This window comes from Oceaniserpentilla sp. 4NH20-0058 (assembly GCF_040371755.1).
Classification (GTDB): domain Bacteria; phylum Pseudomonadota; class Gammaproteobacteria; order Pseudomonadales; family Oceanobacteraceae; genus Bermanella.
Genome location: NZ_BAABWE010000002.1, coordinates 61,409 through 75,869, shown reverse-complemented (window position 1 = coordinate 75,869; position 14,461 = coordinate 61,409). Strand labels below are relative to the sequence as shown.

Genomic DNA, 14,461 nt, shown 5'->3' with positions numbered 1-14,461 from the left:
TCCTTAGATATTCGCTGGTGCTTGTTGGTGGAAATCAGTCACTTGCTGGAACTTGTGTGCAGCGTTTAGCATGGACGCTTCATTCCAGTAGTTACCCATAATCTGTAAGCCAACTGGCAAACCGTTAATTTGGCCGGCTGGAATGGACATGCCTGGAAGGCCCGCTAAGTTACATGAAAGCGTGAATTTATCTTCCATGTACATTTCGACTGGGTCACCCGATTTTTCACCGATTTTAAACGCAGGGCTAGGTGTAACCGGCCCCATAATGAAATCCACTTCTTCAAATGCTTTAACAAAATCGTTTTTGATTAAGCGGCGAATTTTTTGCGCTTTTACGTAGTAGGCATCGTAAAAACCAGTAGACAGTGCGTAGGTGCCGATCATGATGCGGCGTTTCACTTCGTCGCCAAAACCTTCTCCACGTGAACGCTTGTATAAATCTTCTACGTCTTTAGGGTCTTCACAGCGGTGACCAAAACGCACGCCATCCATGCGTGATAGGTTGGCAGAACATTCTGCTGGCGCTACCACGTAGTAGGCCGGAATGGCGAGGTCGGTACTTGGCAGTGAGATTTCTTTTACTGTGCAGCCGAGTTTTTCAAATTCAGCAATGGCAGCCTTCATGGTTTGTTTCATTTCGCCGTCTAGGCTGTCGGGGAAAAACTCTTTTGGAAGGCCAATGACTTTACCTGCTAAATCATCGTTTAGTGTGGCGGTGTAATCAGGCACGTCTTGATTAATGCTGGTGCTGTCTTTTTCATCAAAACTGGCCATTACATTTAACATCATGGCGGCGTCTTCAGCGGTGCGTGCCATTGGGCCTGCTTGGTCTAAAGATGAGGCATAAGCAATCATGCCCCAGCGTGAACAACGACCATAAGTGGGTTTTAAACCAGTTAAACCACACAAAGCAGAAGGTTGGCGGATGGAACCACCAGTATCGGTACCGGTAGCTGCTGGTACTAAACGGGCGGCAACGGCGGCAGCGGAGCCACCAGATGAGCCACCGGGGATAGTTTCGTTATTCCATGGGTTTTTGACCGCGCCGTAAAACGATGATTCGTTAGAGGAACCCATGGCGAATTCGTCCATGTTGGTTTTACCCAAACACACAGCCCCTTCGCGTTTCATGTTTTCAACCACGGTGGCGTCATAAGGGGGGACAAAATTGCTAAGCATTTTTGATCCACAGGTAGTTAATGTGCCATCTGTACAAAAAATATCCTTATGGGCAAACGGTACACCAGTCCACTGTGTTGCGTTGCCTGCAGCGCGACGTTCATCGGCGGCCTGTGCGTCGATTAAGGCTTGTTTTTCACTAATCGTGATAAAACTATTCAGACCGTTTTCGCCTTTATCAAATTGATTGATGCGATCAAGGAAATGTTGAGTGATCTCGACACTGGTGAAATCACCGGCTTCTAGGCCCTTAGAAATTTGGGCAAGGGTTAGGTTATGCAATGCCATGATTAATTACTCTACAACTTTTGGTACTAAAAATAGGCCGTTTTCTTGAGCTGGAGCATTGGCCATGAATTTTTCGCGATCATTTACTTCAGTTACCTGATCGCTGCGTAATCTTTGTACTGCATCGGTAGGATGAGCCAAAGGCTGTATATTGTCGGTATTGACGGCATTCATTTGCTCAACTAAAGCCAAAATACTGCTTAGTTCTTGTTGATATTGGTCAATGTTGTCTTCTGCAATGGCCAAACGGGCCAAATTTGCAATATTGGTGACATCTGAACGATCAAGCGCCATGGTATTTTCTCTGCCTTTTGTGGCTTTACATGTAAAGTGTGTGAAAGGTGCGTAACTTACCACATTTGTGCCTTGCCCAAAAAGCCCGCCGTTGATAGTCTAAGCAGCAAATGACAGTCTCTACAGTTACATTGGAAATATTGAATGTTTAAAAAACTAAGAGGGATGTTCTCAAGTGATCTATCCATTGACCTTGGAACAGCCAACACACTAATCTACGAACGCGAGAAAGGCATCACTCTGAATGAGCCTTCAGTGGTTGCTGTTCGCAGTCAGGGGAATCAAAAAACAGTGGCTGCTGTAGGCCATGATGCGAAACGTATGTTGGGTCGTACACCTGGAAACATTCAAGCAATTCGTCCTTTGAAAGATGGTGTTATCGCTGATTTCCAAGTGACTGAAAAAATGTTGCAGCACTTTATTAAAAAAGTACACGAAGACAGTTTTTTCACTCCAAGCCCTCGTGTGCTTGTGTGTGTACCATGTAAATCCACACAGGTTGAGCGTAAAGCTATTCGTGAATCCTGTGTCGGTGCCGGTGCTCGTAAGGTCTATTTAATAGAAGAGCCAATGGCTGCGGCTATAGGTGCAGGCTTGCCTGTTGAAGAAGCCAGCGGTTCTATGGTGGTGGATATCGGTGGTGGTACCACAGAAATCGCCATTATTTCTTTGAATGGTGTGGTGTATTCTGAATCGGTGAAAGTCGGTGGTGATAAGTTTGACGAATCTATAGTGACCTATGTGCGTCGCAATTATGGCTCGTTGATTGGTGAAGCCACAGCTGAACGTATCAAACAAGAGATTGGTACAGCTTACCCTGGTGGTGAAGTTCGTGAAATTGATGTACGTGGTCGTAATCTGGCAGAAGGTATTCCACGTTCTTTCACGTTAAACAGCAACGAAATCCTTGAGGCACTACAAGAATCCTTAGCGGCTATTGTGCAGGCGGTGAAAAGTGCTCTTGAACAATGTCCGCCTGAATTGGCTTCTGACATAGCTGAACGTGGTCTAGTACTGACGGGTGGTGGCGCTATGCTTCGTGATTTAGACAAGTTATTAAGCGAAGAGACTGGCTTACCTGTTATTGTGGCAGATGATCCTTTGACCTGTGTTGCCCGTGGTGGTGGTCGAGCTTTAGAAACCATGACAGACCAGCAATTGGATTTATTAGCTTCTGAATATTAATTGGTTACTATTTAGTCTAGCTTTGTAGAGAATGCGTAATCCGTGAGGGTTGCGCATTTTGTGCGTATAGCCCGAAGAGACAACTTCTACAATTATTTAAGTCTTAAGGAGCCAATCATTAAGGGCATATTTAGTTCTGGCCAATCTTATAACGCTCGAATGCTATTGGCGGTTATGCTGTCGGTCACTTTGATGCTGGCTGATAAGTACCTTGAGCCAGTACATCACCTAAGATCCACTCTTGGGTATTTAATTACACCCGTTCAGTGGGTTTCAGGTATCCCAGGTCAATTAGGCATGTGGGCTGAAAAGTCTGCTGTTAGTCGTGCTAGCTTGCAAGAAGAGAATGATCGTCTGCGTAATGAGTCATTAGTTCTTAAGCAAAAAGTTCAGCAAATGGTATCTATGCGGGCTGAAAATAACCGATTACGTGAATTACTTAATGCATCTGAATTATTAGACGACAAAGTTCAAGTAGCGGAGTTAATCGGTGTAGACCCTGATCCTTATACCCATCATATTATTATTAACAAGGGCGCAAAGCACGGCGTGTTTGTGGGTCAACCTATTTTAGATGATCAAGGATTAATGGGGCAGGTGATTGAAGTACTGCCTTTTACTTCTCGAGTATTGTTATTAGCGGATAGTAACCATGCAATTCCTGTTTTGGTGAACCGTAATGGTATTCGCGCCATTGCTGTGGGTTCTGGTCGTTTAGACGAACTTGCCTTGATATATGTACCTGATACCGCGGATATACAAGAAGGGGATTTACTGGTGAGTTCTGGTTTGGGCTCCCGTTACCCGAGAGGTTATCCAGTTGGAGTAATCACCAAGGTAGAGCATGACCCTGGTGAGCCTTTTGCTATTGTGTCGGCAAAACCAGAGGCGCATCTTGATCGTTCCCGTTACGTGTTATTAGTTTTTTCTAAAGAGAGTCAGTTGCCTGATGTAACACCCAAGCAAGGAGGTGACTCATAATGCGTGCCTATGGGATTATCTTACCTACGTTCTTTTTGGCGTTTGTATTGGCATCTTTTCCAATGCCTAGGCTGATAGACTATATTCGCCCCGAATGGGTGGCTATGACACTTATTTTTTGGATATTAGTTAAACCTGAAGTAACAGGTGTGTTTTTAGGTTTTGCCATGGGATTATTATTAGATGTGCTCCATGGCAGTTTATTGGGGCTAAATGCATTTGCTATGAGCGTCATGGCATATTTGGTTATTTTACTGCATTCTCGATTGCGCTTATATAATCCGCTTCAGCAAAGTTTTATTGTGTTTGTTCTGGTGGGATTATTTTTATTGGTCCGCTATTGGAGTGAATCAGTTGTTTTAGGGCAGTCTAAAGCGGCACTACTCTGGCCTTCAGTGGGCAGTGCGTTTATTTGGCCGCTTTGGTATAACTTATTGTTAGTTGTTAGGCATTATTTTAGAGACTAACTATGGCTCACATTGTATTGGCATCAGCCTCACCTAGGCGACGTGAACTGCTAGACCAAATTGGAGTCCAATATACTTGTGAGCCTCAAGATATTGATGAATCCATTTTGCCAAATGAACAGGCTAAGAATTATGTGGTTCGCTTAGCTAAAGAAAAGGCCATAAGCGGTGCAAAAAACACCCAATTACCAGTGCTCGGTTCAGATACTTGTGTCGTACTAAATGGGACTATTTTAAGTAAACCTAGCAGTGAGGCTCATGCATTTGAGATGCTGCAAACCCTTTCAGGGACGACCCATGAAGTCATGACAGGTGTTGCACTTTGTACGCAACAGGGTGATGAGCAGCAAGTGGCTGCTTGCTGTGTTACCACAAAAGTAACGTTTATAGCCTTAACTGATCAGCAAATTAAAGATTACATTGCAACAGGCGAACCCATTGATAAAGCTGGGTCGTATGGAATTCAAGGCAAAGCAGCAGTGTTTGTTGATGGCATAATCGGTAGTTACAGTAATGTAGTGGGTTTACCACTTAAAGAAACGGCACAATTTTTACAGCAACATCGGGTGCCCATTTGGTGTGAGTAAGCCGCCAATAATCGAATTTTAATTTTAAAGTCGTAAAGACTAAAAGTAGTTTTTAATCATGAATACGGAAATCTTATTAAATGTAACACCCACTGAAACCCGCATGGGATTAGTGGAGAACGGTGTCCTGCAAGAAGTAAACATTGAGCGCAGTAACCGACGGGGCATTGTTGGTAATATTTATATTGGCAAAGTGGTGCGTGTACTCCCGGGTATGCAGGCGGCTTTTGTTGAAGTGGGGCTAGAGCGTGCTGCGTTTATTCATGCTGCTGATGTTCAAACACCGTTAAAAGACAGTGAAGCAGCCCGTCGCCAGCCGGATGCAATCAACAGTTTATTGCACGAAGGGCAAAGTATCGTTGTTCAGGTCACTAAGGACCCTATTGGAACCAAAGGTGCTCGTTTGACCATGCACCTGTCTATCCCATCCCGTTATTTGGTATTCATGCCTTACACCCAGCACGTGGGCATTAGTCAGCGAATTGAAGTTGAATCAGAACGAGATCGTCTGCGTGAGCTGGTGCAAACTTGCATGGAAGTAGAAGGGCTAAATGACGAATGCGGATTTATTTTAAGAACCGCAGCCGAAGGAGCAGGTGAAGACGAAATCCTGTTAGATACTCGTTATTTACAACGTGTTTGGAACAAAGTGAAAGAGCGCATGAAAACGGTTTTAGCTCCGGGCCTTATTTATGAAGAGTTACCATTGCACCTGCGCACCTTTAGAGATTTCATTCGCCCTGAGATTGATAAAGTATTAATCGATTCTCGCGAGAACTTCCAAAAAGCTCAAGAATTCTCAGAGTCGTTTGTACCAGAGGTGACCGATAAATTGGAGTATTACCCAGGTGAGCGACCAATTTTCGATCTATACGGTGTTGAAGATGAAATACAAAAAGCTCTTGAGCGAAAAGTACAACTGAAGTCTGGCGGATATTTAATTATTGACCAAACTGAGGCCATGACCACAGTAGATGTGAATACTGGTGGTTTTGTTGGTCATCGTAACTTAGAAGAAACCATCTTTAAAACCAACCTTGAAGCGGCCACAGTGATTGGTCGACAACTTCGTTTGCGTAACCTTGGTGGTATCATTATTTTAGATTTTATCGACATGGAAGACACGGAGCATCAGCGTCAGGTCCTTCGCATGTTAGAGAAAGTATTAGAGAAAGATCACGCTAAAACCAAAATATCACAAGTCTCTGAACTTGGTTTAGTTGAAATGACACGCAAGCGTACCCGTGAAAGCTTAGGGCAAATGCTATGCGAACCTTGCCCTCATTGCGATGGTCGTGGAGAGATCAAAACCGCTGAAACGGTATGTTATGAAATCTTCCGAGAATTATTGCGTGATGCTCGTGCTTATGATGCCAAGGCCTATTTGGTGCTGGCGTCACAAAGTGTCATTGACCTATTGCTAGATGAAGAAAGTCAGAGCTTGGCAGACTTGGAAAATTTCATTGATAAATCTATTAAACTGCAAGTTGACCCAATGTACAGCCAAGAGCAGTACGACTTAATCTTGCAGTAATCCTAAATATGAAATTAAAAGCACTGAAACAAGGGTTAAACGTATTCAACCTATTGTTTGTGGCCACATTTTTGGTACTGGCACTATACAGTGCCATTGGCCAGCAGATATTTCCTCATATAGGTCAATATCGTGTAACCCTAGAGCAATATTTGAGTGACCAGCTAGATGGCGTTGTTAATATTCGTAATCTAGCAGGTGACATGGATGTCTTGACGCCATCGATACATATGGAAGGCATCACCTTACATACCCCTGACAGACCAAATCACGCAAAAATTTCTATTGCTGCGATTGATGCAGTGCTTGACCCTCGGCTTTCTCTTATCAATCTTACCCCTGTTTTTCGTTCCGTTCGATTGTCTGGACTGTATGTTCACTTAGATGGCGAAACTCAAAAACCGAATCGTGCGCTAGAAGACGATGATGTGGTTTTGATTAAACAGTTTGTAGACTCATTATTACTTCAACACCATGTAGAGCTGAATAATGTCACCATTGAAAATGAGCGCAATGGCGAGATTAACTCATTATTTTTAAGACACCTAACCATGACGGGTGATGGTTATCATCATTTAATTACGGGTAATGTTTCATATGGTGATGAAGAAAAAGTAGACGCTGGATTGCGTTTATATAGTAAGGGAAGTCCTTTTGAGTTAGAGGGTTTCTATGCTAGAGGGGCGTTAGATTTACCAGATGTGGATGTGGATTACTGGATAAGAGAGATTTTTGATGTCTCTATTTTTAATGAGTTCTCAGCTTCAGCACAATTACGCTTTGAGTTTAAAGATAGCTTACTTAATTATGCCAAATTAACTGCAGCAAGCCCCAAAGTAGATATCAGTGATCGAGGTGAAGTAGGGGCGGCTAGAGCTGAGCTTTGGGTGAAGCAAAAGGCAATTAATAATTGGAGTTTTTGGCTCGAAGATACAAAATTTAAGTTAAATGGTCAGCCATGGTCATTTAAGGAAATCGGTATTGGTGTTGCTAAACTGGATGGTGCTAGTCGTTGGCAGGGATATGCAAAGGCATTAGATTTAGTTTACGTGCAAGATTTTATGAATGCTTTGAATATTATTCCTGAGCAAGCTCAGCCAATTTTAAATGAATTAGCTGTAACTGGTGCAGTTGAAAATCTAAACGTTGTTTTGCAGCCAAAAAGCGAAGATTCGCTTTCGTTTACCGTCGTTAGTCAGCTTGCAGGAGTGAGTAGTCAGGCAAGTGGTGGCATTCCAAGCGTTACAAATTTAAATGGTATTTTAGCCGTTAATAATAAAGGCGGACGAGTTCAATTTGAAGGTGATGACCTGACTTTGGAGTTCCCTAATATTTATGAGTTACCTTTTCAATTTAAAAGAGGAAAAGGTCAAGTCGACTGGAGCATATTGGACTCTGGTTTTCATTTAAAAGGCAGTGGTTTGTCCGTTTCGATGGAAAATACACAAAGTATTCGAGGTGGTTTTCAGACTTGGTTTTATAACGATCCCCAATTAGAAGATAAATTAGAACTTAATTTATCTCTAACTGATGCGAATGTTCTGGCGCATAAAGATTTAGTTCCTAAATTAGTATCAAGTAGGCTTAGGGGTTGGTTGGATAAAGCATTGTTAGGTGGCCATGGGAGAAGTGGGCAGTTTTATATGCTTGCAGGTTTAGATAAAGGCTCTATATATCAAACAGAATTAAGTTTATCGGTACTGGATGGTCAACTTGAATATTTAGCTGGCTGGCCTAGATTGAGTGATGTAGAAGGTGATTTACTTGTTCAGAATGATCATGTTTTTGCTGCAATCAAAAGTGCAAAAACACTCGGCGGTGATGCGCAAAGAAGTCAAGTTGTGTATGACGGTATTAATAAAAATCAATTGTGGATTAAAACGTTGGTTAATGGCAATGCTTCGGAAGGTTTGGATTATTTTCAGCAAACACCTTTATCTGAAGTAATTAATAATGTTGCAAAAGACTGGCAAGCAAATGGACTTCATCAGACAAGATTTGGGATGATGGTGCCGTTAAGTGAAGCTAATGATCAAATATTAGTGGATGTAGAAAGCCAGCTTAAAGATACATCTTTAAATATTGTGGATATTAATTTGGACTTCAGTGATACCAAAGGACAGGTCTCATACACATCAAGTAAAGGTTTGTTTTCGAATCATTTAACATCTTCGTTGTGGCAAGAGCCCATTAATTTAGCGATTAACTCTCAAATCCATGAGCTTGGTCTTTCTACTGATATTGGATTTAATGGGTGGGTGTCAGCGTCGAGACTTAAAAAGTGGTTGGATTTATCAATCTTGCAACCTGCATCAGGGCGTACTCAAGTATCAGGTAAATTTAGAGTTAGTGCTCAAGCGAATGATTATACCGGTTTAACGCTAAAGAGTGATTTAGTGGGAGTTGCTCTTGATTTACCTGAACCTTACTTGAAGGCACCGGATGCAGTCGCACCAATCCAGCTTAATATGGAGTTGGATGAGGGGCAAAAACTCAGTATTAAATATGATAAAAAAGCCAATATCGCACTGCATCTTAAGCAAGGAAGTATTCATGCGGGACAGGTTTATTTAGGTGCAACAGAAGCTTATATACCAAGTGAAAGTGGGTTGGAAGTGCTGGGGCATATTCCAAGTTTAGATCTTTTGGCTTGGCATGCGTTATGGGATGAAATTAAGCCTGCTCAATTGCAAACTCAGGTGGAATCTTCCAATATTTTTAGGACAGCTCAGCTTAGTACTGATCGTTTAATATTTGACGATTTTGAAGCCAAGCAAGTTAAAGTAGATATTCTTCAAGCCAATTCCGTTTATCAGTTCAATATTCAGTCACCTTTGGTTAAAGGGCTTGCAACTTGGCAAGAAGGTGCCCCTACAAAGCTTAATTTAGAGTATATACACTGGCCTTCATTGGATGGGGCTGAAACCAAAGACAAGCAGGATGAAGCTCTGGCAAACATTTACCCTCAGCAAATCCCAGAGCTAGATGTAAACGTGGCTGAAATTTTTGTTGGTGCAACGAATTATGGTGCATGGCAAGGGCGTTTAAGAACAGATGACCGCCAAGTCTCGCTCAGCGAGATTAAAGGTAAAATCAAGAAGATGGATGTGGCCGGTAATATTCATTGGCAAAAAAACAAAGAGCAAAGTGTTGTTGAAAGCACCCAAGTTAAGCTGAGCGTTTCCAGTAAAGACGTGGGCGGTATACAGAAAGCGTGGCGCGCTAAGCCTGTGATTGAATCTAAAGATGCAAAAGTGAATGTAGATTTAACTTGGGACGATAATCCATTAGCGTTCAATACTGAATTGTTAAATGGTACAGCGGCTTTGAATTTAAAAGATGGTCGATTTTTAGAGGCGGGGGACGCTCAAGGGTTAAGTGCATTTGGCCTTTTAAATTTTGCAGCAATTGGCCGTCGATTGCGTTTGGACTTTTCTGATGTTTACCAGAGCGGATTGCATTTTGATTCCGTCACAGGGAAATTCAAGATCGAAAAGGGTGTTATGAATATTGTTGATACCATGGATATTAAAGGGCCATCAGCTAAATTTGCAGCCAGTGGTACGGTGAACCTAAATAATAAGCAGTTAAATCAAGAGCTATCAGTAACCTTTCCAATTACCAGTACTCTGCCTTTTGTTGCCATCTTAGCGGGGTTTGCACCTCCTGTAGCGGCGTCTTTATTTGTAGGGGAGCAATTGGTAGGAGATCAAATAGAGAAGTTCACCAGTGCTACTTACCGATTAAGCGGCAGTTGGGATGAGCCTAATTTAAATTTAATGAAGCGCTTTGATAACAAGATTGAAGGAAAGCAAAATACCGGTTTTTGGTATCGCATGAAGGACTTCTTTGGTTTAGGGGGTGATGATTAATGCGTGCTGCTGTCATTCAAATGAATAGTGGTCGGGATGTTGATGGAAATCTTACTGCTGCTCATCAGTTACTTACTGAGGCCTCTTCACAAGGTGTTAAGCTGGCGGTCTTACCAGAAATGTTTGCATGCATTGGAGTGAAAAATCAATTCTCCTTGGCGCAAGAACGTTTCATTGAACAAGATGTATTAGGTGTTATCGCTACATGGGCGAGGCAATTTGATATGTATATAGTGGCAGGCTCAATGCCCTTGATGTCAGATTCTTATAACGAAGCCGAAAAAGTACTTGCTGCTTGTTTAGTGTTTTCACCAGATGGACGCTTGCTTGAACAATACAATAAAATTCACCTGTTTGATGTAGATGTATCGGATGAAAAGGGGCGTTATCGCGAATCAGATACGTTTCTTTGTGGGGAAAATCCGAAAGTAATTGATATTCATGGCCATAAGTTAGGTTTAAGTATTTGCTATGATTTACGCTTTCCTGAGTTATATCAAGTTTACCAAAACCAAGAGTGTGAATTAATAACAGTTCCCTCGGCATTCACCTATGAGACAGGTCGAATACATTGGGAAATATTATTACGTGGGCGTGCGATTGAAACCCAGAGCTTTGTGCTTGCGGCAAATCAGGTGGGCGTTCATGAAGATGGCCGACGCACTTGGGGGCAAAGCATGATTATTGGACCAAATGGCGAGGTGCTTGCTCAGGCAGATAATGAAACAGTACAAGTCGTTATCGCCGATTTAGATTTTAGTGCGCTGGAGCAATGTCGTCAAAAGATGCCCATTACCCAGCATAAAAAAATTATTCTGGGTAACAAGTCTTAATAAACAAGAATAATTTACGCGCAGCGGTTTTACCTGATTTTACTTGAGGTGCATCTGGGTTTGCTTCTTTGTTTTCATGCTCTTTTGCTGCATTACGAATTAGTTGTCGTAAATGCTGAATATCTTTGACTTCAAATTGAGCACAAAAATCGCTGAGTGAGTCCTTACCTTCAATAATCAAACGGTCTCGCCACTTTTCTTGTTGATGAAGTACACGGTTATATTCTTCACTGCTTGGGTCTTGCTTGTCTAAAGCCAGTTGTATGGCTTCTACATCTTCAGTACGCATTACTTTACCAACATATTGAAGATGACGACGTTTTGCTTCATTCTTTTTTATGCGGTCCCACTCGGCAACGGCTTCAATCATAGTTGCTGTAAGTGGTAGCAATTTCAATTGCTTTTTAGGTAGCTCGCAAATGCGTTTGCCCAAGTCTTGAAGAGCATGCATCTCTCGTTTTACTTGAGATTTGCTGGGGCCTGAATACTCTTCAAACTGATCGTCGTCATGCTCGTTCATGTTTTAAACCAAACTTTATAAGTAAAAACTGGCCGCAAGGCCAAGGAATGCAAAAAAACCAACCACATCGGTAATGGTGGTTAATACCACGCCACCTGCTAGGGCGGGGTCAATTTTAAGGCGTTGCATAATTATCGGTAAAAATGCACCGGCTAATGCGGCCACCACTAAATTTATAATGATAGCAACGCCAATTATGACGGAGATCTGTAGGTCTTGAAACCAAGCATAGGTGGCCAGCGCAATTACAATAGACCAAAGTACGCCGTTGCTTAAACCCACGATGAACTCTCGATTAAGCAGCCAGCCAATATTGTTACTGCCGATGTGACCAATAGCTTGGCCACGAATAACCAAAGTTAATGTCTGGCTACCTGCTATGCCGCCCATACTGGCGACAATTGGCATTAATACCGCAAGCGCGACCACTTTATCAATGGTGCCTTGAAATAACCCAATAACGGCACTGGCTAAGAAGGCTGTGAGCAAGTTTATACCTAACCAAACAGCACGACGGCGACTGGTTTTAAATGCGGGTGCAAAAGTATCTTCGTCTTCATCAAGACCTGCCATGCTCATTAATGAGTGGTCAGCTCCTTCACGGATAACATCAACCACGTCATCAATGGTGATACGTCCTAACAGCTTGTATGTTTTTTCATCTACAACCGGCGCTGAGATTAAATCGTGACGTTCAAATAACTGTGCAACTTGGGTATCTGGCATATCCGCTGAGATAGTAATGACATCGGTGTTCATTATTTCTCGAACAGTGGTATCGCCATCACTGACCAAAATTTTATTGATAGGAAGAACACCAATAAATTCATCGCGACGGTTTACTACTAATAAGTTATCTGTCATGTCAGGAAGGGAGCGGTGACGCCTTAAGTAACGTAATACCACTTCCAGCGTAATATCTGGACGTACCGTTACAGTGTCTGTGTTCATCAGACCACCGGCACTGTCCTCAGGATAAGACAGAACCGCTTCAATACGCGCTCTGTCTTGTGAGTCCATTGTGGTAAGGACTTCTTGGGTCACTGTATGAGGCAGTATTTGAAGTAAATCGGCCACGTCGTCTGTATCTAAGTCAGACATGGCGTTGGCCACTTCTTCAACACTCATTCGGTTCAATAACCAGCTTTGCAGCTCATCATTCAGGTGTTGAAGAACTTCACCTTCATTTTCTTCATCAATTAAGTCCCAAAGTAAATTACGCTCTTTTGGGGGGGATGATTCAAGCAGGTGGGCAACATCGGCAGGTTGTAAATCACTATTTAGGATACGGCGCACTTGTGCCAAAGCACCGCTTTCTAGAGCGGCACCTAGATGGACAAGTTTATTGTGCTTATGTTCGCCCCTAGCCATAGTGGGTTCCCTTTAGATCAGGGGTTGATTGTACCGATAAAGCGAGTATCAGGCTACGACCCCTTGTTTAAAAAGTGTAGCCTAGTGAGCTGATTTATTTGAGGTTTTATTGAGAGGAAAGGTTATTCGCCTTCACCAAAGAAGTCGTTAATTAACTCTATTAATGCATCCATGGCCGCTTGTTCGTCATCGCCATTAACTTTTAATAGAACTTCAGAGCCTTGGCTGGCTGCTAGCATCATCACGGACATAATGCTTTTTCCGTCTACTTCTTTCCCATTGAAGCTAATTTTAACTTTACTGGAAAACGCGGATGCGGTGGATACCAACTTAGCGGCGGCGCGTGCGTGCAAACCCAGTTTATTTATTATTGTTGCAGAGTTTTCAAGCATGATAGTAGGTGTAAAAATGAGTAATGACTTACCATATCCAGCAAATGAGTTGATGTCCAGCGTTAGCGCATGGAATTCAGCGTATTATTGATTGAGCTCGCGGTGACGTACTTGAACATTTGGGTAAATCTCTTGGTAGGCGTTAAAAAGCCGTTCAGCCATATACACACTTCGGTGTTGTCCGCCAGTACAGCCAATACTGACTGTCATATAGGTGCGATTATTAGCTTCAAATTCAGGTAACCAGTTTTGTAAGAACCCTTGTATGTCATTGAACATCTTATTGACGGAGTCTTCATCTTTTAAAAATGTTTGTATTTTTACGTCTTGTCCTGTGTATTGACGCAAACTTGGGTCCCAATAGGGATTAGGTAGGCAGCGTACATCGAACACTAAGTCACTATCTTTAGGTATGCCGTGTTTGAAACCAAATGATTCAAACAACAATGACATTTCATTTTCTTGTTTTTGGACCACTCTTTCTTTAATTAAGCTTCTTAATTGATGCATGGATAGGTGAGTGGTATCGACGGTTAAGTCCGCTAAATCGGCGAGGTTGTGAAGCAGAGCTTTTTCGCGCTCAATGGCATCCAGTAACGGTACATCTGGCCCTGTTAATGGGTGTTTTCGTCTGGTGGCACTGAAGCGGGTTAATAAGGTGTCTGTGTGGGCATCCAGATAGATGATTTCTAGTTCGCATTGCTTGCGGTCAAGTTTATCAAGAATAATGGAAAAGTTAGCTAGGTCAGTTTGATTGTTGCGCGCATCAATGCTTACGGCAACACTGGTAAGTTGTGATGATTCGCTCTGTATTTGATCCAGTAGGTTTTGCAGTAAAGCCACTGGTAGGTTATCGATACAATAAAACCCAAGATCTTCTAATAGATCAAGGGCGGTACTTTTCCCTGAACCACTACGACCACTTATGACCACGAGTTTCATAATTAAACCTTTT

13 protein-coding genes are annotated in these 14,461 nt (G+C 42.5%); 7 read left to right on the top strand and 6 right to left on the bottom strand.

Annotated elements, in window-relative coordinates:
• Positions 1-3: 3 nt before the first annotated feature.
• On the bottom strand, positions 4-1,464 hold the full coding sequence (gatA, locus tag ABWV45_RS03515) for an Asp-tRNA(Asn)/Glu-tRNA(Gln) amidotransferase subunit GatA (protein ID WP_353349397.1): 1,461 nt from the start codon (positions 1,462-1,464) through the stop codon (positions 4-6).
• Between the two features lie 12 nt (positions 1,465-1,476).
• Positions 1,477-1,764, bottom strand: a complete 288-nt coding sequence (gene gatC / locus ABWV45_RS03510; protein ID WP_353348742.1) for an Asp-tRNA(Asn)/Glu-tRNA(Gln) amidotransferase subunit GatC — start codon at positions 1,762-1,764, stop codon at positions 1,477-1,479.
• 144 nt (positions 1,765-1,908) lie between these two features.
• On the opposite strand from gatC, the gene ABWV45_RS03505 reads away from it, so the two are divergent.
• The 7 genes from ABWV45_RS03505 to ABWV45_RS03475 are packed head-to-tail and all read left to right on the top strand — an operon-like array spanning position 1,909 to position 11,223.
• Positions 1,909-2,949 (top strand): rod shape-determining protein, encoded by a 1,041-nt coding sequence (locus ABWV45_RS03505; protein WP_353348740.1) that lies wholly within the window; start codon positions 1,909-1,911, stop codon positions 2,947-2,949.
• A gap of 42 nt (positions 2,950-2,991) precedes the next feature.
• Positions 2,992-3,930, top strand: coding sequence for a rod shape-determining protein MreC (mreC, locus tag ABWV45_RS03500; protein WP_353348738.1), 939 nt, complete (start codon positions 2,992-2,994; stop codon positions 3,928-3,930).
• A complete protein-coding gene (mreD, locus tag ABWV45_RS03495) occupies positions 3,930-4,397 on the top strand; it encodes a rod shape-determining protein MreD (RefSeq protein WP_353348736.1) in 468 nt (155 codons plus the stop codon). Before mreC ends, mreD begins: the two co-directional genes overlap by 1 nt.
• A 2-nt stretch (positions 4,398-4,399) precedes the next feature.
• Positions 4,400-4,984, top strand: a complete 585-nt coding sequence (locus ABWV45_RS03490; RefSeq protein WP_353348734.1) for a Maf family protein — start codon at positions 4,400-4,402, stop codon at positions 4,982-4,984.
• 58 nt (positions 4,985-5,042) lie between these two features.
• On the top strand, positions 5,043-6,518 hold the full coding sequence (rng, locus tag ABWV45_RS03485; RefSeq protein ID WP_353348732.1) for a ribonuclease G: 1,476 nt from the start codon (positions 5,043-5,045) through the stop codon (positions 6,516-6,518).
• An 8-nt stretch (positions 6,519-6,526) separates the two neighbouring features.
• Positions 6,527-10,390, top strand: a complete 3,864-nt coding sequence (locus ABWV45_RS03480; protein ID WP_353348730.1) for a YhdP family protein — start codon at positions 6,527-6,529, stop codon at positions 10,388-10,390.
• A complete protein-coding gene (locus ABWV45_RS03475) occupies positions 10,390-11,223 on the top strand; it encodes a carbon-nitrogen hydrolase family protein (RefSeq protein WP_353348728.1) in 834 nt (277 codons plus the stop codon). The genes ABWV45_RS03480 and ABWV45_RS03475 overlap by 1 nt, the downstream gene beginning before the upstream one ends.
• On the opposite strand, the gene yjgA is transcribed toward ABWV45_RS03475, so the two are convergent.
• The 4 genes from yjgA to rapZ all read right to left on the bottom strand — a co-directional run bounded on the left by yjgA (position 11,201) and on the right by rapZ (position 14,448).
• On the bottom strand, positions 11,201-11,743 hold the full coding sequence (yjgA, locus tag ABWV45_RS03470; RefSeq protein ID WP_353348726.1) for a ribosome biogenesis factor YjgA: 543 nt from the start codon (positions 11,741-11,743) through the stop codon (positions 11,201-11,203). The genes ABWV45_RS03475 and yjgA overlap by 23 nt on opposite strands.
• 15 nt (positions 11,744-11,758) lie before the next feature.
• A complete protein-coding gene (mgtE, locus tag ABWV45_RS03465; protein ID WP_353348724.1) occupies positions 11,759-13,114 on the bottom strand; it encodes a magnesium transporter in 1,356 nt (451 codons plus the stop codon).
• Between the two features lie 122 nt (positions 13,115-13,236).
• Positions 13,237-13,506, bottom strand: a complete 270-nt coding sequence (locus ABWV45_RS03460; protein WP_353348722.1) for an HPr family phosphocarrier protein — start codon at positions 13,504-13,506, stop codon at positions 13,237-13,239.
• Positions 13,507-13,590: 84 nt separating this feature from the next.
• Positions 13,591-14,448, bottom strand: a complete 858-nt coding sequence (rapZ, locus tag ABWV45_RS03455) for an RNase adapter RapZ (RefSeq protein WP_353348720.1) — start codon at positions 14,446-14,448, stop codon at positions 13,591-13,593.
• Between the last annotated feature and the right edge of the window lie 13 nt (positions 14,449-14,461).